Consider the following 19539-nt stretch of genomic DNA (forward strand, 5'->3'; position numbering starts at 1 on the left):
AGCCGTGACTGGACGGCGCGGGGTTCACACATCGCGCAGGACGTCGAGCGCATGCCGCAGATCCGCCGGATAGTCGCTGAAGAACCGCACCTCGCGGCCGTCGGCGGGATGCGCGAAGGTCAGCTCCCGGGCGTGCAGCCATTGCCGGTCCAGGCCGAGTCGCGCCGCAAGCACCGGATCGGCGCCGTAGGTCGGGTCGCCGCAGCACGGGTGGTGCAGCGCCGAGAAATGGACCCGGATCTGGTGCGTGCGACCGGTCTCCAGGGCGACGTCGAGCAAGGAGGCGGCGGCGAACATCTCCAGCGTGTCGTAATGGGTGACCGACGGCTTCCCGTGCGCGGTCACCGCGAACCGCCAGTCGCTACCCGGGTGCCGCCCGATCGGTGCGTCGATCGTCCCCGACGGCGGGTCCACGTGCCCCTGGACCAGCGCGTGGTAGCGCTTGCCGACCTCGCGGTTCTTGAATGCCCGCTTCAGCAGGGTGTACGCGTGTTCGGAGACGGCGACCACCATCAGCCCCGAGGTCCCGACGTCGAGGCGCTGGACGACCCCCTGGCGCTCGTGCGCCCCCGAGGTCGAGATCCGGAATCCGGCGGCGGCCAACGCACCGACGACCGTGGGCCCGGTCCAACCCTGCGACGGGTGGGCCGCGACCCCCGGCGGCTTGTCCACGACGATGATGTCGGAGTCGTGGTACACCACCGTCAGGTCCGTCACCGGCGTCGGTTCGACGCTCAGCGGGCGCGCCGGCTCCGGCAGCAGCACGTCGAGCATCGCCCCCGCCGGAAGCTTGTCGGACTTGCCGACCACCACCCCGTCAACGGTGATGTCACCGGCCGCGGCGAGTTCGGCGGCCACCGTCCGCGATATCCCCAGGATGCGCGCCACCCCGGCGTCGACCCGCATCTGGGCCACCCCGTCGGGCACCGGCATCGTCCGCGATTCACGCATGCGGGTCACCGGCCTCGTCGACCCCCGTCTCGTCGAGCCCGGCCTCGTCGACCACTGCGTCGCGCTTCGCACGGCCCGCGGCCCAGCCACTGCGGCCGCCGTCGTAGTCGAACCCGAGGACGGTGAGGATGACCAGGAGCACCGCCCCGCACACCACCGCGGAATCGGCGACGTTGAACACCGGCCACCAGCCGATGGCGATGAAGTCGACGACATGCCCGTGCAGCGCGCCCGGCGCGCGGAACAGCCGGTCGGTCAGGTTGCCCAGCGCCCCGCCCAGCACCAAACCCAGCCCGAGCGTCCACCATCCCGAGCGCAGCCGCGAGGACAACCGGACGATCGCGATCACCACGCCCAGCGCCACCAGGGTGAGTACCCAGGTGTAGCCGGTGGCCATCGAGAAGGCGGCGCCGCTGTTGCGCAGCACCAACAACCGGGCCCAGTCGCCGATGAGGTAGACCGGGTCGCGGCCTTCCAACGTCGCCACCGCCCATGTCTTGGTCAGCACGTCGCAGACCCACACCGCCGCTGCGACGCCGAGTACCGCGCCGGTCGTCGCGTATCGCTTTTGCACGTCGACCAGGGTACTGGTGTGGCCCCCGCCGCCCGATACGCTGGGGCCCGTGCCGAATCCGATCGCGCCCCGCGCCGCGTTGTTCCCGCCTCGCGCCGCGTTGTTCCCGCCCCGCGCCGCCGCGCTGATCCCCCTCGTCGGCGCGGTGGCCGCCGCCCTGGTCGCCTGCGGCGGCCACGACGGGCCGGCCGACGACGGGCCGTGCTCGACCGCGGCGACGACCGCCGACCCGTCGGTCCGTCCCATCCCATTGGCCGAGCCGACCGTCGAGTTGATCACTGCGGGCACCGCGCCGTACCGGCCGCTGCGCGCGGCGCCGGATCGGTCGGCGGCCCAGCAGGTCCGCCTGTCCGCGACGACGACGGTGCTGACGCGGGTCGCGGCCGCCGAGGGCGACCGGTCCCGGGAGGACCAGGCGATCACCATCGGCCTCACCGTCCGCCGCCATTGCACCGACGACGCTGACGTGGCGCTGCGCTTCGACTCCCTCTCGGCCACCGATCCGGAATTGTCCGGGCAATTGGCCGCCGATGCGGGTTCGCGCGGCGGTCTGACGCTGCGCGACTCGCAGGTCCCGGCGTCGCTGCGGCTGTGGCCGAACGAGGGGGCGCCGACCACCGCCCGGGCGGTGGTGGAGAACACCCTGGCCACCGCGCTGCAGAATCTGGTGGCCCTGCCCGCCGAGCCGGTGGGCGCCGGTGCCCGGTGGCGGGTGACGCGGACCCTGCTGGGGGCGACGACGCTGCGCCAGACCGTCACGGCGACCCTGCGCAAGCGCGACGGCGACGTCATCGACCTCGACGTGTCCGTCGACGAGACGCCCACCGGATCGGTCTACACCGTTCCCGGCACGGGTAAGGCGCTGCAGATCGCGCGCTACACCTCGCTCGGCAAGGGCACCGCGCGGATCGATCTGCGCCGGGCGCTGCCGATCGGCGGATCGCTCGACCTGCGCGGGGCCCGGGAACTGGTCGGCGGTGACGCCACCCGGCCCCTGCTACAGCAAACCCGCTACCAGCTCGAGTGGAGCCGATAGCGGGTTGCCGTTGTGGTGGTCGCGGACCGTCAGCCGGCCGGCTTGGGTCGCGGCTTGGTGCTGGTCGCCGTCGCGGGGCACATCGGCGTCTTGACGTTGTTGCCGCTCAGCAGCGGGCAGACGGTGTTCTTCGCCAGCTTCCACCGGCCGTTGACGAAGACGATCCCGGCCTCGGCCTTGACCGGCGGGTTGTCGCCGATCTTGAGCTGGACCTTGACCGTCGCCTTCTTCGGGCCGGCCGGGATGACCGGCGGGAAGATCTTGTAGGTGGCGTCCGGGTTCTCCTTGCGCGCCTGGACGAGCTTGTCGAAGACGTCCGGATCCTTCTCCGACCCCTCGACGAGCTTGGTCTTCTCCGTGTTCGGCACGCTCGGGTCCAGCGCCATGTCCAGCATCTGGTTCAGCGTCTTGACCGTGGGACGCTTCTTCGGGTTGGTCACGCCACTGATGTCGTACTTGCCCGCGGCATTCGACTCGGTGGTGGTGGTAGTGGTGGTCTCGCTACTCACCGGTGACATCGGCGGCAGGCCGTCGTCGTCGCCACCGCCGCCACAGGCGGTGACCGACAGCGCCAGACCCGCAGCCAGCATTCCGGCGACAATCTTCGGGAATCTCACGTTTCACTTCCTTCTCTGTCGGCGCACGGACCGCACACCACTATGCCAAAGCCTTCAATGAGGCTAGTCGACGCGACTCACGAATCCACTCATCGCGAAAGTCAACACGCCGTCAACGCTTGACCCCGCCGCTTGGTTCCCACACGCTGGTAGCCATGGCGTCGAAACGGATCGCGCTCATCACCACCGGCGGCACCGTCGCCTCCCACCAGACCGCGGGCGGGGCCGTGCCCGTGCTGCACTCCGGTGAGCTGGTAGACCTCGCCCGGGCGGCATCGGACCAGGTCGGCGGGGGTACCAGACCGGAGATCACCACCATCGACCTGATGACCAGGGACTCCTCCGCGCTGCGCACCGGCGACCAGTTCATCATCGCGACCGCCGTCGTCGGGGCGCTGGCCGACCCGGAGGTGGCCGGCGTCGTGGTGACCCACGGCACAGACACCATGGAGGAGACCGCCTACCTCGTCGACCTCTACGCCCACGACCGGCGACCGGTGGTGTTCACCGGTGCCCAACTGCCCAGCGACCGGCCCGACGCCGACGGTCCGGCCAACATCGTCGCCGCCATCGCCTGCGCCCTCGATCCCGCGTCGATCGGCGCCGGGGTGCAGGTCGTCGTCGGCGGCGACCCGCAGCCGATCCGCGGACTGTTCAAGGTCAATACCGAGGCGCTGCGCGCCTACGACGTGGTCCGCGGCGACCTCGGGCGCCCACTCATCGACCTCCCGGTGCCCGCCGGCCGGACCGCCCGGGTCGACACGATCGCGCTCTACCCCGGGGTGAGTCCCGGGACGATCGCGGCCGCCGTCGCCCAGCACGCCGCCGGAATCGTCCTGGCGGCGACGGGGTCGGGCAACACCCATCCCGACATCACCGCCCAGGTGTCGCTGGCGGTGCAGCAGGGCGTCGTCGTAGTCGTCAGCACCCGTGTCCCCTACGGCGAGGTCGCGGCCCGCTACGGCGGGGGCGGTGGCGCGGTCGATCTGGTCGCCGCGGGTGCGATCATGTCCGCCTGGCTGCGCGCACCGCAGGCGCGCATGGCCCTGATCGCCCTACGGACCGCCGGCGCCACCCGAGACGAGATCGTCGACTTCTTCTCCCGTTCCGGTCCCCCGAGCGCCACCTAGCTGTACTTCCCCGTGAGGTTGTGAACGCGGGCTGAGGGGACTTGGCCGCCGATCCCGGTGTGGGGTCGGTGGTGATTGTAGTGGTGGAGCCATGCGGTGTAGGCGGCTTCTCGTTCGGCTTCGCTGGCATAGGGTTTCGCGTAGGCCCATTCGGCGGCCAGGGTCCGGTTGAAGCGTTCGACCTTCCCGTTCGTCTGTGGCCGGTAGGGCTTGGTCTTCTTGTGTTTGATCCCGGCGTCGGCCAGTGCTTGGGCGAACATCGTTGAGCGGTAGCAGGCGCCGTTGTCGGTCATCACTGCGGTCACCCTCACACCGTGCTCGGCGAAGAACGCGTTCGCCCGCCGCCAGAAGCCGGCCGCGGTCTCCTTGCGTTCGTCATCAAGGATCTCCGAGTACGCCACCCGGGAGTGGTCATCGACGGCGTGGTGCAGGTAGCGGTAACCACGCGAGCCCGGTGCTCCCGAGCGTGCTGCCCGGTCGCGGGCCACACCGGCGGTACGGTCGGCGGCCGATCCGCGACCATGCACACGCCAGCCGCCGCCGTCGGGGATTCGGCCTTGTTTCTTGATGTCGACGTGCACGAGCTGGCCGGGCCGGCCGACCTCGTACCGTTTCGGTTTCGGTCTGCGTACCGGCAGTCCGGTGGCCTGGTCGATATTGGCCAGCAGCGGCATCTGATAGCGGTCGAGGACCCGGCCGACCGTCGAACGCGGGATACCCAGGTGATAGGCGATCCGATGCGGGCCCCACCGGCGCGTGTACCGCAGTTTGATGATCCGGCGCTCGGTGCGGCGGGGCAGCCGGGCCGGTGAACGGGCGGGTCGGGAACTGCGGTCGGTCAGCACCTGGCCGGCGCGGTAGCGGTCGGCCCACCGCTTGGCTGTGGCCGGTGAACACTGGAACCGTTCGGCAGCGCGCCGCAGTGACCAGCCCTGGTCCACCACGAGTGAAGCAAGACGTCGACGCCCCTCCGGCGTCAAAGGTGCGTTAGCGTGAGTCACGAAGACCTCCGTGGCTAGATGGTGGTTGTGGTAACCCACATCCTGCCCGGAGGTCTTCGTCTTACCTCAGATGTTCACAACGTGTCGGGGAAGTACACCTAGCCGGCGACGCCTAGAGGGAATAGAGACGCCTAGAGGGAATAGAACGGCTCGGCGTAGCGGAAGACGCCCGCCGGCACGGTGCCGTCGCCGAGGCGATGCGCCTGGAAGTGCGGACCCGCCCACTGCGCCACATCGGGCGAGATCCCGAGGCTCGCCGCCGGCCCGAAGCCGAAGCGGGCGTAGTAGGCCGGGTCGCCCAAGAGAAGCACGACCGCCTCACCCGCGGCCTGCGCGGCCGCCAGCGCCGCGTGCATGAGTGCGCTGCCCACGCCGGTTCGCTGGACGTCGGGCCGCACGCCGAGTGGTCCCAGTCCCGACGCGCGCGTTCCGGCAAGATCGCCCCGGGACAGGCAGACGTGGCCGACGACCGCACCGTCTGGCGGCTCGGCGACCAGCGACACGACGAGGAGTCGGTCGTCTCGCAGCCGGTGGACCAGGCCGACCTCGCCCGGCTCGCCGTCTCCCTCGTTGCCGCCGTCGGGGCTGCCGTCGGGTCCGCCGAACGCGCTGCGGTGCACGGCGTCGATCGCGGGCACATCGCGCGGTTCCTCCGGCCGGATGATCATCGGAGCATCGTCGCCCATCTCAGTCGTCCCACGCCAGCGAATTCAGCGGATCGGCCGCCCGCAGCGCCGGCTCGGGCAGCGGGAAGGTGCGCGCCACGCCGGGTCCGCTGACCCGCGTCTCGAAACGAACCGTGACCACGCCGTGCCCGGTGCCTTGGACCCAGCCGTGCCCGTACTCGTCGTGCCACACATCGGCACCGGTGGTCGGACCGGGATCCTCGTCGACGCCGAAGGCCGTGTCGAAATCGTCGCGTTCCAGGTCGGGTGCGGCAGGCGGTGCCGCCGCCTGCTCGACGGGACTGTCGAAGAGTGTGAACTGCTCGGCGTCGGTCAGCCCGGAATAGCCCACCCCGACAAGCCGGACGGGCCCGATGTCCAGCGGATCGAGGGCCAACCGCTGGGCCGCCGCGGTGAGGTCGCCCAGGTCGGTCGTCCCCACCGGGAGCGTCGCCGACCGGGTGAGCACCGACATGTCGGCGCGCTTGAGCTTCAGCACGACAGTGCGCGCCAGGCGCCCGTCGGCGGACAACCGGCGGTGCGCGTCGGCCGCGGCCCGGGTGATCTCCTCGCGCAGCGGTCCGAGCGCGACGATGTCGACCGCCATCGTCGACTCCGAACTGATCTGTTTGGCCTCGGCGCGCTCGTGCACCGGCCGGTTGTCGATGCCGCGGGCGAGTTCGTGCAGCGCCAGCCCGACCTTCGCGCCCAACACCGAGGTCACCTCCGTCGGTGCCAGGGCGGCGAAATCGCCGATCGTCTCGATCCCCAGCCGGGCGAGACGTTCACCCGAGACCGGGCCGATCCCCCACAGCTTGCGCACCGGCAGTGCGTGCAGATACCCGATCTCGATCGCCGGGTCGATCACCAGCACCCCGTCGGGCTTGGCCGCCCCGGAGGCGATCTTCGCGATCTGCTTGCCGCTGCCCAGGCCGACCGACGCGGTCAACCCGGTGCGGGCCCGGATCAGGGACCGCAAGTCCTCGGCAAAGGCGCGGGCGGTATCCGCCGACGCCCCCACCAGGTCGGCCGGCTCGCCGAAGGCCTCGTCGAAGGACAGCATCTCGATGACCGGGATGACCGTGCGCACGGCGTCGAACACGCGCTGACTGGCCGCCCGGTAGACCGCGCCGCGGGGCGGGACCACCACCGCCGGGGCGCCGACCAGCCGCTTGGCCTGGTGCATCGGCATCGCCGACCGCGCGCCGTAGGCCCGGGCCTCGTAGCTCGCCCCGGCGACGACGCCGCGCCCGCCGCGCCCGCCGACCAGGACCGGGCGCCCCCGCAGGGTCGGCCGCGTCAGCTGTTCCACGGAGGCGAAGAACGCATCCATGTCGACATGGAGCACCCATCGGCGTCCGGGTGCGGGCGGGTCGGCCACCTCAGGCCTTGCGGATGTCCGCGCTCACCCCGTCGCCGAGCTCCACCGCACCCGGCGCCCCGTCCGGGTCGACGGTGAAGGCGGTCGCCAACACCTCGCCGGCGATGAGGCCGGCGTGCTCGCGGGCGCGGTCGGCGAGTGCGGCCGGCACGACGAACCGCACGTCGATCCGGTCGGTGATGTCCAGGTCGAGGTCGCGGCGCGCCTCCTGCAACTCGCGGACGCGGTCCTTCGCCCACCCCTCGGCTTCGAGTTCCGGGGTGACGGTGGTGTCGAGCACCACCAACCCGGTGCCGCCGGGGAGTTCTGCGGTCGAATCCGGCGCGGTGGCCACCAGCTTGCGGGTGTACTCCCCGTCGCGCAGCTCGATGCCGTCGGCGACGACGACCTCGGTGCCGTCGGCACCGGTGGACACCTGCCAGTCGCCGGCCTTGACCGCCTTGATCACCCGCTGCACGTCCTTGCCCAGCCGCGGCCCGGCAGCGCGCGCGTTGACCACGATCTCGCTGGTGCCGAACTCGGCCGGATCCGTGTGCAGGGCAACCGATTTCACGTTCATCTCGTCGGCGATGAGGTCGGTGTACGGCGACAACCGCTCGGCCGTCGGCGAGGCGATCGTCAGCGCCGGCAGCGGCAGGCGCACCCGCAGCTTGTTGGCCTTGCGCACACTCGAGGTCACCGAGCACACCGCGCGCACGTCGTCCATCGCAGCGACGAGGTCCTCGTCGGCCGGCAGCTCGTCGGCGCGAGGCCAATCGGTCAGGTGGACCGAGCGGCCGCCGGTCAGGCCCCGCCAGACGGCCTCGGTCGTCAGCGGCAGGAGCGGTGCGGCCAACCGGCACGCGACCTCGAGGACGGTGTAAAGCGTGTCGAACGCATCCGCATCCTCATCCTGTCCGGACCAGAAGCGCGACCGGGACCGGCGGACGTACCAGTTGGTCAGCGACTCGCAGAACTCGCGGAACGAGTCGCAGGCCCCGGAAATGTCGAAGGTCTCCAGCGCGGTGGTGATCTCGTCGCGGGTCAGCGAAAGCTTCGCCAGGATGTAGCGGTCGAGCAGGTTGTCGGAGTCGGTCCGCCACGTGGCCCGGCGCTCGGCATAGAGCTGCAGGAAGCTGTAGGCGTTCCACAGCGGCAACAGCGCCTGGCGCACGCCTTCGCGGATCCCCTGCTCGGTGACGACGAGGTTGCCGCCGCGCAGGATCGGCGAGGCCATCAGGAACCAGCGCATGGCGTCGGAGCCGTCGCGGTCGAAGACCTCGTTGACGTCGGGGTAGTTGCGCTTGGACTTGCTCATCTTCTGGCCGTCGTTGCCCAGCACGATGCCGTGGGCGGCTACGTTGCGGAAGGCCGGGCGGTCGAACAGCGCCGTGGCCAGCACATGCAGGTTGTAGAACCAGCCGCGCGTCTGCCCGTTGTACTCGACGATGAAATCGCCGGGGTTGTGGGCGATCTCGCCGGTGGCGGCGTCACCGTCGAACCAGTCGCGGTTCTCGAACGGGTAGTGCACCTGCGCATACGGCATCGAGCCGGATTCAAACCAGCAGTCGAGCACCTCGGGGACGCGGCGCATCATCGAGGTGCCGGTCGGGTCGTCGGGGTTGGGCCGGACCAACTCGTCGATACCCGGGCGGTGCAGGTCGGTGGGCCGCACCCCGAAGTCCCGCTCGAGCTCGTCGAGGCTCCCGTAGACGTCGATCCGCGGATGGGCCGGGTCGTCGGACACCCAGACCGGGATCGGCGCACCCCAGTAGCGGTTGCGGCTGATGTTCCAGTCCTTGGCCCCCTCGAGCCACTTCCCGAACTGTCCGTCGCGCAGGTGGGCCGGTGACCAGGTGATCTCCTGGTTGAGTTCGAGCATGCGGGGTTTGATCGCCGTGACGTCGACGAACCACGACGGCACCGCCATGTAGATCAACGGTTGGCCCGACCGCCAGGAGTGCGGGTAGGAGTGCTCGATGGTCTCGTGCCGCAGGACCCGGCCCGCGGTCTTGAGGTCGGCGATGATGGCCGGATTGGCGTCGAACACCATCTGGCCCTGGTAGTCGGGCACCAGGTCGGTGAAGCGGCCGCCCGGGTCGAGCGGTTGCACGACCTCGATCCCGTTGGCGGTGGCGACGTCCATGTCCTCCTCACCGAAGGCCGGGGCGAGGTGCACGATGCCGGTGCCGGAGTCGGTGGTGACATAGTCGGCCACCAGGATGCGGTGGGAATTGGGATGCCCGCGGAAGTACTGGAACGGCGGGGTGTACCCCAGGCCCGCGAGGTCGGCTCCCCGGTGGGTGCCGATGACCTCGGCCTCCCCCAGTTCGCGCGCATAGGAACCGAGCAGCGCCGACGCCAACAGGTACTCGGCACCGTCGGCGGTCCGCACGTGGGAATACTCGGTGTCGGGGTGCACCGCGATGGCCAGGTTCGACGGCAGGGTCCACGGGGTCGTGGTCCAGATGAGCGCGTTGACGCCGTTCAACTCCGCCAGCGGCGCGCCGGGGTCCGCGTGCAGCGGCATCGTCACCGTCAGTGCCGGGTCCTGGCGCATCCGGTAGGCGTCGTCGAGCTTGGCCTCCTGGTTGCTCAGCGGCGTCTGCTCGTACCAGCTGTACGGCAGCACCCGGTAGCCCTGGTAGATCAGCCCCTTGTCGTGAAGCGACTTGAACGCCCACATAACCGACTCCATGAAGTCGAGGTCGAGCGTCTTGTAGTCGTTGTCGAAGTCGACCCAGCGCGCCTGCCGCTGGACGTAGGTGCGCCATTCGCCGGTGTAGCGCAGCACCGAGTCGCGGCAGTACTCGTTGAACTTGTCAACGCCCATCTCCTCGATCTGCGACTTGTCGGTGATCCCGAGTTGGCGCTCGGCCTCCAGTTCGGCGGGCAGGCCGTGGGTGTCCCAGCCGAACCGCCGCTCGACGCGCTTGCCCAGCATCGTCTGGAACCGCGGGATCACATCCTTGACGTATCCGGTCAGCAGGTGCCCGTAGTGCGGCAGGCCGTTGGCGAACGGCGGGCCGTCGTAGAAGACGAACTCGGGCGCATCGGCCCGGTTCTCGATCGAGGCGGCAAAGGTGGCATCGGAGTCCCAGTAGTCGAGGACCGTTTCCTCGATGTCGGGGAACTTCGGGGCACGCGGCGTGCCACCGGTCAGGTCAACGACAGGATAGGGGCGGTCGGGCGTGGCCACGTGGTTCCTCCGTGCGGTGTCAACCAGCACGGGGACCGTGCGGTGTCAATCGGCACGGGGACGCCGCCGACTTCTTCAGCCGGACGTCGCGGTACCACCCCGCTTGCGCCCGCCCACCCCGACCGGGGTGGATGAGCGCCACTCGAACACGGGCTGTGACGGGCCCGCCCCGCTCGGTTCTACTGGGGTCCGAGGCCGTGCGGCCCGGTCCCGTTCTTCCGAGTGCTCCCCGGTGATGGCCGGATCAACGCAATCGACAGTCTAGTCAGTCCAGCGGTGGACGCCAATTGGGGTCCAGCGGATCGATGGGCCGCTCGCGCGGCTGCTCCTCGCGGCGCGGCCGACGCGGTGCCGGGGGAACCGGCGGAAGGTCGTTGACGTGGCGCATCGCCTCGCGGGACTGATCGGACACCAGGGCGCGCCCCGATGGCGGAATCGACGACTCCCATCGAATCGCCGCCGGCTCGGAGACGACCGTGGGGATCGCGCCGCTGGCCTCGACCCGCGGGATGGACCCGGTCGAGGCCACGTAGTCGTGCAGGTCCCCGACCCGGCGGCGTCCCCCGGCGGGTGCTCCCGGCTGCGGGGCGGCCGGTTGCTGCTGGGCGGGCTGGGGTGCCGGGGGTTGGGGTGCCGGCACGGGGCGCGGCGTCGGCGCGGGTGCCGAGGAGACGGTGGGCAAGGTGAAAGCCGGCCGGGATGCGGGTTGCTGTTCCGGGGCGTTGGTGGGCTGCGTGGCTTGGGGTTGGGGTGCTGGGCGTTGGGTGGCTTGACCGGGTTGGGCCGGTTGGGGGGTACCCGGTTGGGCCGATTGCTCGGCGGCCTGTTGGGCGGCGTGCCGCGATACCGGCGGATACGCGGGTCGCGAAACAGCGGGCTGGTCGGATTCGCCGGATGCCGCCAGCGAGCCGAGACGCAGCGGCCCGGTGAAATCGGGCTCGGGTTCGCGGAATCCGCCCAGGGCGCCGGCCGTCCCCGAGACGGCACCGGTTCCCGCGACGGCGGCGAAGGCCCCGGTTTCGCGGCGCTCCTCTCGGCGGGCGACGAACTCGGCGACGTCCTCCCCGAGGAAGGCGCCGGTCGGGGCTGCTTCCTCGACGGGGTTGCGGCGCGCGGCCCGGCGGATGTCCACCAGGAGCAGGACCAAGCCGATCGCCGCGGCGACGACACAGGCGATGGCCAGCCACACCTGGCCGGTCACCAATCCGGCGACCAGCAGTCCGAAGGCCGCAATCGCGGCCACGATGGCGGCTCCAAGCATGGTCCGCACCCCCTATCGGGCGATGAGCCCTAGTCGTTCCCGGGATAGCCGCCCGAATCGGCGATGGCCTCGCGACCACCGTCGACCGGGGCCGCACTGCCGCGCTGGTCCAGTTCCTCCAGCTGCGATTCGAGGTAGGTCTTGAGTCGGGTTCGGTACTCGCGCTCGTAGGTCTTGAGCTGCTCGATCCGTCCCTCCAGCAGGGTGCGCTGCTGACTGAACACCGCCTGGAACTCGCTGTGCTTGCGCTGCGCGTCGGCCTCCATGGCCTCGGAGCGTTCCGCGGCTTGGCGCAACTGCGCCTCGGCGCGGGTCTGCGCGTCGGCCAGGATCGCCTCCGAGCGCTGGCGCGCGTCGACCAGGACATTGTCGGCCTTGGCCTGGGCGTCGGCCACGATGGCGTCGGCCCGGTTGCGGGCATCGGCGAGAACCGTCTCCGACTCCGTACGGGCGGTCGCGGTGAGTCGATCGGCGGTGTCCTGCGCCAGCGCCAGGACGCGCGCGGCACGGGAGTTCGCCTCGTCGTCGTTAACCTGGGGCCGCGGCGGTTCCGGCGCGGCGAAGGCCGTCGTCGGGGCGGGTGCGGGTACCGGAGCAGGCACCGGGGTCGGCACGGGGGCCGCGGCGACCGGGCCGGCGGCGCGGGCATGGGCGAGCTCGGACTCGAGTTCCTCGACCCGCGCCGACAATTCGTTGTTCTCGTTGATCAGGCGGGCGAGTTCCGCTTCGACGAAGTCGAGGAACTGGTCGACTTCGTCTTCGTTGTAGCCGCGCTTACCGATGGGCGGTTTGCTGAACGCGACATTGTGCACATCAGCCGGTGTCAGCCGCATGGCTTGTTCCCCTTACGTCCGTGGCAGAAGCGAATCTCGCTTCGGCCGTTGCTGTGGCTGCGCTGCTCGACGTCCCTTTCGACGCTCCATCAACAAACAAGCAGTTTTGCCACTAGCGCATAATCCTGTCACAACTACACCACTGGTCGCATCAGCTCGAGACGGTCTCGAGACACAACGGCGGCCTAACAATGACCTTGGTCCACTACCCCACCATAGTCGCCCGAGCCGTCTACCTGCAGAATTCCCCGGTCAGTTCGCGGCAAGCGAAGTAACGATCTGTTGGGCGATGATGACCACGATCAAGGCGATCATGAGCGACAGATCCAGCCGAACGGATCCCAGATTGATGGGCGGGATGACACGGCGGAGGAGCTTGATCGGCGGATCCGTGAGCGTGAAGACCGTCTCCACGATCACGACGACGACGCCCTTCGGACGCCAATCGCGGGCGAAGGACTGCACCAGTTCGAGGATGAGCCGCGCCAACAGGAGGAGCCAGTAGAGCCACAGCAGCGCGGCCACAACAGTGAGAAAAACGGTCACGTCACCACTCTGCCGCAAATCCGATCCCGCGCCACCCTCGGGGGGTGGGACCGAGGATCACGAATGACTGTAGAAGCCGGTCTCGACAATGCGCCGGCGGTCTTCCGGGGACACGTCGATATCGGCCGGTGCCAGCAAGAACACCTTGGTGGCGACCTTGTCGAAGGAGCCGCGCAGCGCGAACGCCAGCCCGGCGGCGAAGTCCACGAGTCGCTTGGCGTCGGCGTTGCTCATGTCGACCAGGTCCATGATCACCGGGTTGCCGTTGCGGAACCGCTCGCCAATCGTGCGCGCCTCGCTGTAGCTCGTCGGGCGCAGCGTGGTGATCTTCTGGCCGTCGGCGGTCACCCCGTCGGCGTCGCCCGGCAGCCCGGCGGCCGCACCGACCGCGCGCAGGGTGGCGCCGGCCGAGCGCTGCAGCGGCTCGAGGCGGGCAGCGCCCCGGCCCTCGGCACGCGACGACCCGGTATAGACGTAGCCGCCGTTCCCGACGGCCGCGAAGTCCCGCTCGTCCTCGTCGTATCGGCTCGACGCCCGGACCCGTTCGCGCCGCGGCTCGGCCTCCGCGCCGTACCGACCCGAATGCCGGCCGCCGCGCCGATCGTCACCGTAGGCATCCTCGCCATACGCATCGCCGCCGTACGGGTCGCCGTAGTCGGCGTCGCGGTAGGAGTCCTGGCCGTAGTAGTCGTCGTAGCCGCCGCGATCGCGGACACGGCGAACCGACCCGGTCCCCTCGTCGAGGTAGTCGTCCTCGTACTCGCTCGGGGGAACCATGCCGAAGTACGCCTTGAACTTCTGCATCGTGGTCATGTCGGGCCTCTCCGTTGGTCGGCTCTGTCGTACTTAATTCTGGTCAGTAATCGATTCGAGTTGCGCTTGTGGCTTCTGTTTCTTATGTGACCAAAGTGATTTACCGTTGTTGCTTACGGTAGCCCCCTGGCACCACCGGACCGCGGCGCGACACGCGAGCAATTGCATCAGCGGCCCTCCCGCCAGATCACCGACGCCAAGCGCCCGGTCGGGGCCCCGCGGCGGTGGCTGAACAGTTGCTCATCGGCGATGGTGCACCGCGGATCGACCGCGACGGAGGTGACGCCGGCCTCAGCCAGCTGCCGCGCGATCCCGGCCCTCAAATCCAACCCCGGCGTTCCGGCGTCGGTCCGACACCGGCTGCCCGGCAGATGCGCCTCGACGTCGTCGGCCATCTCCTGGGGAACCTCATAAAAGTGCCCCGAGGCCGCCGGGCCCAGCAGCGCGCTGATCCGCGCCGGATCCGCCCCCAACCCGGCCATCACCCGCAGCGCCTCGGTGACGATGCCGTCGCGCGCCCCGACCCGGCCCGCGTGCACCGCCGCGATCACCCCGGCGTCGTCATCGCTGAGCAGCACCGGCACGCAGTCGGCGGTGAGTACCGCCAGCGCCAGGCCCTCGACGGCGGTGACGATACCGTCGGCCGCGGGGACCGGGCCCGCCTGCGGACCGTCGACCACGGTGACGGTCGGGCTGTGGATCTGTTGCATCCAGACCACCCGCTCGTCGGGCAGGCCGATCCCCCGCGCCAGCCGCGCCCGGTTGGCCGCGACCGCTTTCGGGTCGTCGCCGACGTGATCGCCCAGATTGAACGAGTCGTACGGCGCCGCCGAGACCCCACCGGCGCGAGTCGTCACCACACGTCGGACGGTCATCACTTCATGAAGTCGGGGACGTCGACATCGTCGTCGTCGAGGCGGACCGGGTTGGGCCGCGGCTCCTCGTTCCGCTGCACCACCGCGGGCTCGGCATCGAGGCCGCCGCTGAAGATCGACTCGCCGGCGGCGGTGGCGTTGACCTTGCCCGCCTGCCCGGCCGCGACACCGGTATGACCGACCGCCGGGGTCTCGGTCCGGCGCCGCGGGGCACCGCCGTCGAACCCGGCCGCGATCACCGTGACGCGCACCTCGTCGCCAAGGTTGTCGTCGATCACCGTGCCGAAGATGATGTTGGCCTCTTCGTGGGCGGCCTCCTGTACCTGGGTCGCCGCGTTGTGGATCTCGAACAGTCCCAGATCCGAACCGCCGGCGATGGAGATGAGGACGCCGCGCGCCCCTTCCATCGACGCCTCCAGGAGGGGCGAGTTGATGGCCAGCTCGGCGGCCTTCTTGGCGCGGTCCTCACCGCGCGCCGAACCGATGCCCATGAGCGCGCTGCCCGCATCACTCATCACACCCTTGACGTCGGCGAAGTCGACGTTGATCAATCCGGGGGTGGTGATCAGGTCGGTGATCCCCTGCACGCCGTTGAGCAGCACCTCATCGGCGCTGCGGAACGCGTCCATGAGGCTCACGTTCGCGTCGCCCAGTTGGAGCAGTCGGTCGTTCGGGATGACGATGAGGGTGTCGCAGGACTCCCGCAGGGCGGTGATGCCGGCGTCGGCCTGTCCGCTGCGCCGCTTGCCCTCGAAGGCGAACGGACGCGTGACCACGCCGACGGTGAGGGCGCCGAGCTTGCGGGCGATGGAGGCGACCACCGGTGCGCCTCCGGTGCCGGTGCCGCCACCCTCGCCGGCGGTGACGAACACCATGTCGGCGCCCTTGAGGAGCTCCTCGATGTCGTCCCGGTTGTCCTCGGTGGCGCGGCGACCCACCTCGGGGTCGGCGCCGGCCCCCAACCCCCGGGTCGAGTCGCGCCCGACGTCGAGCTTGACGTCGGCATCGCTCATCAGCAACGCCTGGGCGTCGGTGTTGATGGCGATGAACTCGACGCCCTTGAGTCCCTGTTCGATCATCCGGTTGACGGCATTGACGCCGCCACCGCCGATGCCGACGACTTTGATCACGGCCAGGTAGTTGTGCGGTGGCGTCATGACGCTTCGCCCTCCTCGGAAAACTCTAAACCTGAACCATAGATTTAGAGTTATGTCAAGTACTGATCTTTCACTGGGTCACGCTAGGCACTCTCCACGGGCCGGGCCAGCATCGACGCGGCGTGTCGCCAAGTTTCTCGTCATTTCACTCCTGTCACACGCACAACGCCTGTTCAGGGACAACGCCCGGGTCCGATCCCTCGGCCGCCCGGCGTCGGATCAGCGGTACGACGGGAAATCAGGGCTCGACACGTTGTAGAGGGTTCCCTTCCGGGTCGCGATCGCCCGCCAGGCGATCGCCTTGTCCTCCGGACGCGTCGCATCGCCCCAGACGACGGTGCTGCCGTTGTGTAGCACAAAGTTCAGGTCGACCGGGGAATCGGCCCGGATGGTGGCGATCTTGGTGCGCAAGTCGGCGGGCAGGCCGGCGACCACCCGCACCGCCGTCTTCGTCGACGGGTCGGTCGGGCCGGGATTGGGCGTCGCCAGCAGGGGCAGTCGTCCGACATCCTTCGGCAGCTGGGTTCCGCGGTCGAAGTGGCGGTACGGCACACCGAGGCGGTCGACGACGTGCACCGCCCGATCGGTCTGGACCCGTGCGACCGGGGTGCGCGCGACGACGATGATCTCGACCGTCGACGGGTATTGCCGTCGGACTCGCGCGGTCTCCACCGCGCCGATTGCCGCCACCCGGGTGGCCGCCTGGGCGGTGTTGACCTGGAGCAGCGGTCGGCCCAGGGGCACCTGCGCGGCATGGCGCACCTCGTCGACGGTCAGCACCGCCCCCGGCGGGACGCCGTGGACCGACACGGTGCGGACCGACATCAGCGGGGTGAAGTACGCCACGGCGGCCAAGCCGCCGACCAGGGCGACCACCGCCGCCACCACCAGGACGCGCCGGGCACGCATCAGGCCCGCTCCCCCAGCGCGGCCAAGATCTCGGGGCCCTGCATGGTGATGTCACCGGCACCCAGGGTCAGCACGATGTCGCCGGGGGCGACCAACGACACCACCGTCGGCACCAGGGCGGACAAATCCGGGACGAATCGAGCGCCGTCCATCTGCTCGGTGATCAACCGTCCGCTCACCCCCGGCATCGGATCCTCCCGGGCCCCGAAGACGTCGGCCACCACCGCGATGTCGGCCAGGCCCAGGGCCTCGGCGAAATCGTCGGCGAACTCTTGGGTCCGCGAATACAGGTGTGGCTGGAACACCGCGACGACCCGCCCCTCGCCGGCGGCCGCCCGGGCGGCCGAAAGCACCGCGCGAACCTCGGTCGGGTGGTGGGCGTAGTCGTCGTAGACCCGCACGCCGCCCGCGCTGCCCCGGTATTCGAAGCGGCGGCGGACGCCGGAGAACTCGGCGATCCCCTCCACCAGGCGCGACAGATCCGCTTGCGCGCCGAGCGCCGCGGCGCCGGCCAGCACGGCGGCCAGGGCGTTGAGCGCCATGTGCACACCCGGCATGGGGGTGGTCAACGTCAGTTCGGTGGTTTCTCCGACCAGCGGTGGGTGCACCCGCACGCGGCCGGTCCCGCCGTCGGCACGGCCGGTGAACTCGAGGAGTTCGGCGACCACGTAGTCGGGTCGGGGTGCGTCCGCCGCATGGTGGCCGTAGCCCCAGAGTGCGACGCCGTGCTCGGCGAGCACCCCGGCGGACCGCTCGATCAGAGCCCGGACGCCGGGATCGTCGACACAGGCGATCACCGTGCCGCCGGGGGCGACGCCGGCGACGAATCTGTCGAAGACCTCGACATAGGCCTGCTCGCTGCCGAAGAAGTCCAGGTGGTCGGCCTCGATGTTGGTGATCACCACCACCGACGCCGGGTATTCCAACAACGACCCGTCGCTCTCATCGGCTTCGGCGACGAAGACGCCGCCGCTGCCGTGGTGGGCGTTGGTACCCGACTCGTTGAGCTCCCCGCCCACCGCGAACGAGGGGTCCGCACCGCAGTGTTGGAGCGCGGCGACGGCCATCGACGTCGTCGACGTCTTGCCGTGGGTGCCGGCGACGAGCAGCGTCGAATAGCCGTCCATCAGCGTCGCCAGGACCTGTGGCCGCATGATCACGTCGATGCCGCGACGACGCGCCTCCACCAACTCCGGATTGGAATCGGGGATCGCCGCGCGGGTGGAGACGACCACGGTCGGGCCGCCGGGCAGCGAGTCCAGTGCGGCCGGGTCGTGTCCGATCGTGACGACGGCACCGCGGGTCCGCAACGCCAGCACCCCGCGGCCGTCCTTGGCATCCGATCCCGACACCTGCCCGCCGCGCGCGAGCAGGATGCGCGCCAACCCGGACATGCCCGCACCGCCGATGCCCACCATGTGGACACGCTGCAGGTGTGCGGGCAAAGCCGTCGGATCGATATCCGCCATCGAACGTCCCGGTCCTCTCGTCGGTACTACAATTCTGCCCCGCGGTGCACGGCCGCGAGTTCCAGGGCCGCGGTCGCGACCCGGTTGGCGGCATCCCGGTGGCCGCCGACCACCGCGCTGGCCGCCATCCGCGCCAGTCGCGCGGGGTCGCCGAGCAGTGCGGGCACCTCGCGGCCCACCCACTCGGCAGTCAGGTCCTCATCCGCGACGAGCAGACCACCGCCGGCCTCGACGACGGGCAGCGCGTTGAGCTCCTGCTCGCCGTTGCCGTGCGGGAGCGGGACGTACACGGCCGGCAAGCCGGTCGCCGACACCTCGGCCACCGTCATGGCGCCGGACCGGCAAATCACCAGGTCGGCGGCCGCGTAGGCCAGGTCCATGCGCTTGAGGTAGCCGACCCCCACGTACGGCGGCGCCCCCTCGACCCGGTCCGGGGAGATCTCATTCTTGGGGCCGTACCCGTGCAAGACCCCGATCCCGGCCTCCCCCAGCGCCCGCGAGGCGCCGGTGACGGCGTCGTTCAGCCGGCGGGCGCCCTGGGATCCGCCGAAAACCAGCAGGGTCGGCGCCGACTCGTCGAGTCCGAAGTAGTGGCGCGCCTTGGCGCGCAACGCCGCCCGGTCCAGCGCCGCGAGGCTCCCGCGCACCGGGATTCCGACGACCTCGGCACCGGGCAGGCCGCAATCGGGTACCGCGGCCATCACCCGGTCGGCCCAGCGGGCCCCCACCTTGTTGGCGATCCCGGCACTGGCATTGGCCTCGTGGATGACCAGCGGAATGCGCGATCGGGACCGGATGCGGCCCCGGGCGGCCAGGTAGGCGGGCAGCGACACGTAGCCGCCGAACCCGACGACGACGTCGGCCTCCACCTCGGCGAGGACCTTGCGCGCGGCGGCCACCGACCGGGCCAGCCGCACCGGGGTCCGGGCGAGATCGGCGCCCACCTTCCGCGGCAACGGGGCCGGCGGGATCAGCCGCAGGTCGTATCCGCGCTCGGGGACGATGGTCGTCTCCAGACCCCGCTCGGTGCCGAGCGCGGTGATCCGCACCTGCGGGTCCAGCGCCATCGCCGCGTCGGCGACGGCCAGCGCCGGTTCGATGTGACCGGCCGTGCCCCCGCCGGCGACCACCATTGACAAGGGC

At 70.4% G+C, this 19539-nt stretch carries 18 protein-coding genes; 2 read left to right on the forward strand and 16 right to left on the reverse strand.

The window, feature by feature from the left end; translation table 11 throughout:
* Positions 1-24 precede the first annotated feature (24 nt).
* Positions 25-951 (reverse strand): RluA family pseudouridine synthase, encoded by a 927-nt coding sequence (locus nbrcactino_RS11440; protein ID WP_161927465.1) that lies wholly within the window; start codon positions 949-951, stop codon positions 25-27.
* Positions 944-1525, reverse strand: a complete 582-nt coding sequence (lspA, locus tag nbrcactino_RS11445) for a signal peptidase II (protein WP_161927466.1) — start codon at positions 1523-1525, stop codon at positions 944-946. The genes nbrcactino_RS11440 and lspA overlap by 8 nt, the downstream gene beginning before the upstream one ends.
* Positions 1526-1574: 49 nt before the next feature.
* On the opposite strand from lspA, the gene nbrcactino_RS11450 reads away from it, so the two are divergent.
* Positions 1575-2561 (forward strand): hypothetical protein, encoded by a 987-nt coding sequence (locus nbrcactino_RS11450; protein WP_161927467.1) that lies wholly within the window; start codon positions 1575-1577, stop codon positions 2559-2561.
* Between the two features lie 29 nt (positions 2562-2590).
* On the opposite strand, the gene nbrcactino_RS11455 is transcribed toward nbrcactino_RS11450, so the two are convergent.
* Positions 2591-3178 carry a WKL family lipoprotein gene (locus nbrcactino_RS11455; protein ID WP_161927468.1) on the reverse strand — a complete coding sequence of 196 codons (588 nt, stop codon included), beginning with the start codon at positions 3176-3178 and terminating at the stop codon, positions 2591-2593.
* 155 nt (positions 3179-3333) lie between these two features.
* Here nbrcactino_RS11455 and nbrcactino_RS11460 point away from each other — a divergent pair, with 155 nt between their 5' ends.
* A complete protein-coding gene (locus tag nbrcactino_RS11460; protein ID WP_161927469.1) occupies positions 3334-4308 on the forward strand; it encodes an asparaginase domain-containing protein in 975 nt (324 codons plus the stop codon).
* On the opposite strand, the gene nbrcactino_RS11465 is transcribed toward nbrcactino_RS11460, so the two are convergent.
* The 13 genes from nbrcactino_RS11465 to murG form a co-directional block, all read right to left on the reverse strand.
* Entirely contained in the window at positions 4305-5309 is a 1005-nt protein-coding gene (locus tag nbrcactino_RS11465; RefSeq protein WP_161927470.1) for an IS481 family transposase, read from the reverse strand. The genes nbrcactino_RS11460 and nbrcactino_RS11465 overlap by 4 nt on opposite strands.
* Positions 5310-5440: 131 nt before the next feature.
* On the reverse strand, positions 5441-5995 hold the full coding sequence (locus nbrcactino_RS11470; protein WP_228460785.1) for a GNAT family N-acetyltransferase: 555 nt from the start codon (positions 5993-5995) through the stop codon (positions 5441-5443).
* Between the two features lies 1 nt (position 5996).
* Positions 5997-7307 (reverse strand): DNA polymerase IV, encoded by a 1311-nt coding sequence (locus nbrcactino_RS11475; protein WP_161927471.1) that lies wholly within the window; start codon positions 7305-7307, stop codon positions 5997-5999.
* Positions 7308-7356: 49 nt separating this feature from the next.
* Positions 7357-10533, reverse strand: coding sequence for an isoleucine--tRNA ligase (gene ileS, locus nbrcactino_RS11480; protein WP_161927472.1), 3177 nt, complete (start codon positions 10531-10533; stop codon positions 7357-7359).
* Positions 10534-10798: 265 nt separating this feature from the next.
* Positions 10799-11794 (reverse strand): hypothetical protein, encoded by a 996-nt coding sequence (locus nbrcactino_RS11485; protein WP_161927473.1) that lies wholly within the window; start codon positions 11792-11794, stop codon positions 10799-10801.
* A gap of 29 nt (positions 11795-11823) precedes the next feature.
* On the reverse strand, positions 11824-12627 hold the full coding sequence (gene wag31, locus nbrcactino_RS11490; protein ID WP_161927474.1) for a DivIVA-like cell division protein Wag31: 804 nt from the start codon (positions 12625-12627) through the stop codon (positions 11824-11826).
* A 252-nt stretch (positions 12628-12879) separates the two neighbouring features.
* A complete protein-coding gene (locus nbrcactino_RS11495; protein WP_161927475.1) occupies positions 12880-13173 on the reverse strand; it encodes a YggT family protein in 294 nt (97 codons plus the stop codon).
* A gap of 57 nt (positions 13174-13230) precedes the next feature.
* Positions 13231-13986, reverse strand: a complete 756-nt coding sequence (locus nbrcactino_RS11500; RefSeq protein ID WP_161927476.1) for a cell division protein SepF — start codon at positions 13984-13986, stop codon at positions 13231-13233.
* A gap of 167 nt (positions 13987-14153) precedes the next feature.
* Positions 14154-14861 carry a peptidoglycan editing factor PgeF gene (pgeF, locus tag nbrcactino_RS11505; RefSeq protein WP_161927477.1) on the reverse strand — a complete coding sequence of 236 codons (708 nt, stop codon included), beginning with the start codon at positions 14859-14861 and terminating at the stop codon, positions 14154-14156.
* Positions 14861-16018 carry a cell division protein FtsZ gene (ftsZ, locus tag nbrcactino_RS11510; RefSeq protein ID WP_161927478.1) on the reverse strand — a complete coding sequence of 386 codons (1158 nt, stop codon included), beginning with the start codon at positions 16016-16018 and terminating at the stop codon, positions 14861-14863. The genes pgeF and ftsZ overlap by 1 nt, the downstream gene beginning before the upstream one ends.
* A 219-nt stretch (positions 16019-16237) precedes the next feature.
* Positions 16238-16927 (reverse strand): cell division protein FtsQ/DivIB, encoded by a 690-nt coding sequence (locus tag nbrcactino_RS11515; protein WP_161927479.1) that lies wholly within the window; start codon positions 16925-16927, stop codon positions 16238-16240.
* Positions 16927-18396 carry a UDP-N-acetylmuramate--L-alanine ligase gene (gene murC / locus nbrcactino_RS11520; RefSeq protein ID WP_161927480.1) on the reverse strand — a complete coding sequence of 490 codons (1470 nt, stop codon included), beginning with the start codon at positions 18394-18396 and terminating at the stop codon, positions 16927-16929. Before murC ends, nbrcactino_RS11515 begins: the two co-directional genes overlap by 1 nt.
* A 26-nt stretch (positions 18397-18422) precedes the next feature.
* Positions 18423-19529, reverse strand: a complete 1107-nt coding sequence (gene murG / locus nbrcactino_RS11525) for an undecaprenyldiphospho-muramoylpentapeptide beta-N-acetylglucosaminyltransferase (RefSeq protein ID WP_161927733.1) — start codon at positions 19527-19529, stop codon at positions 18423-18425.
* Between the last annotated feature and the right edge of the window lie 10 nt (positions 19530-19539).

The sequence above is a fragment of the Gordonia crocea genome, assembly GCF_009932435.1.
Classification (GTDB): Bacteria; Actinomycetota; Actinomycetes; order Mycobacteriales; family Mycobacteriaceae; genus Gordonia; species Gordonia crocea.

Excerpts from the sequence above, each read along its gene's own strand:
- nbrcactino_RS11440 (WP_161927465.1), bottom strand. The coding sequence starts at position 951 with ATGCGTGAATCGCGGACGATGCCGGTGCCCGACGGGGTGGCCCAGATG.
- nbrcactino_RS11460 (WP_161927469.1), top strand. The coding sequence starts at position 3,334 with ATGGCGTCGAAACGGATCGCGCTCATCACCACCGGCGGCACCGTCGCC.
- nbrcactino_RS11470 (WP_228460785.1), bottom strand. The coding sequence starts at position 5,995 with ATGGGCGACGATGCTCCGATGATCATCCGGCCGGAGGAACCGCGCGAT.
- nbrcactino_RS11475 (WP_161927471.1), bottom strand. The coding sequence starts at position 7,307 with ATGGATGCGTTCTTCGCCTCCGTGGAACAGCTGACGCGGCCGACCCTG.
- nbrcactino_RS11485 (WP_161927473.1), bottom strand. The coding sequence starts at position 11,794 with ATGCTTGGAGCCGCCATCGTGGCCGCGATTGCGGCCTTCGGACTGCTG.
- wag31 (WP_161927474.1), bottom strand. The coding sequence starts at position 12,627 with ATGCGGCTGACACCGGCTGATGTGCACAATGTCGCGTTCAGCAAACCG.
- nbrcactino_RS11500 (WP_161927476.1), bottom strand. The coding sequence starts at position 13,986 with ATGACCACGATGCAGAAGTTCAAGGCGTACTTCGGCATGGTTCCCCCG.
- pgeF (WP_161927477.1), bottom strand. The coding sequence starts at position 14,861 with ATGACCGTCCGACGTGTGGTGACGACTCGCGCCGGTGGGGTCTCGGCG.
- ftsZ (WP_161927478.1), bottom strand. The coding sequence starts at position 16,018 with ATGACGCCACCGCACAACTACCTGGCCGTGATCAAAGTCGTCGGCATC.
- nbrcactino_RS11515 (WP_161927479.1), bottom strand. The coding sequence starts at position 16,927 with ATGCGTGCCCGGCGCGTCCTGGTGGTGGCGGCGGTGGTCGCCCTGGTC.
- murC (WP_161927480.1), bottom strand. The coding sequence starts at position 18,396 with ATGGCGGATATCGATCCGACGGCTTTGCCCGCACACCTGCAGCGTGTC.
- murG (WP_161927733.1), bottom strand. The coding sequence starts at position 19,529 with ATGGTGGTCGCCGGCGGGGGCACGGCCGGTCACATCGAACCGGCGCTG.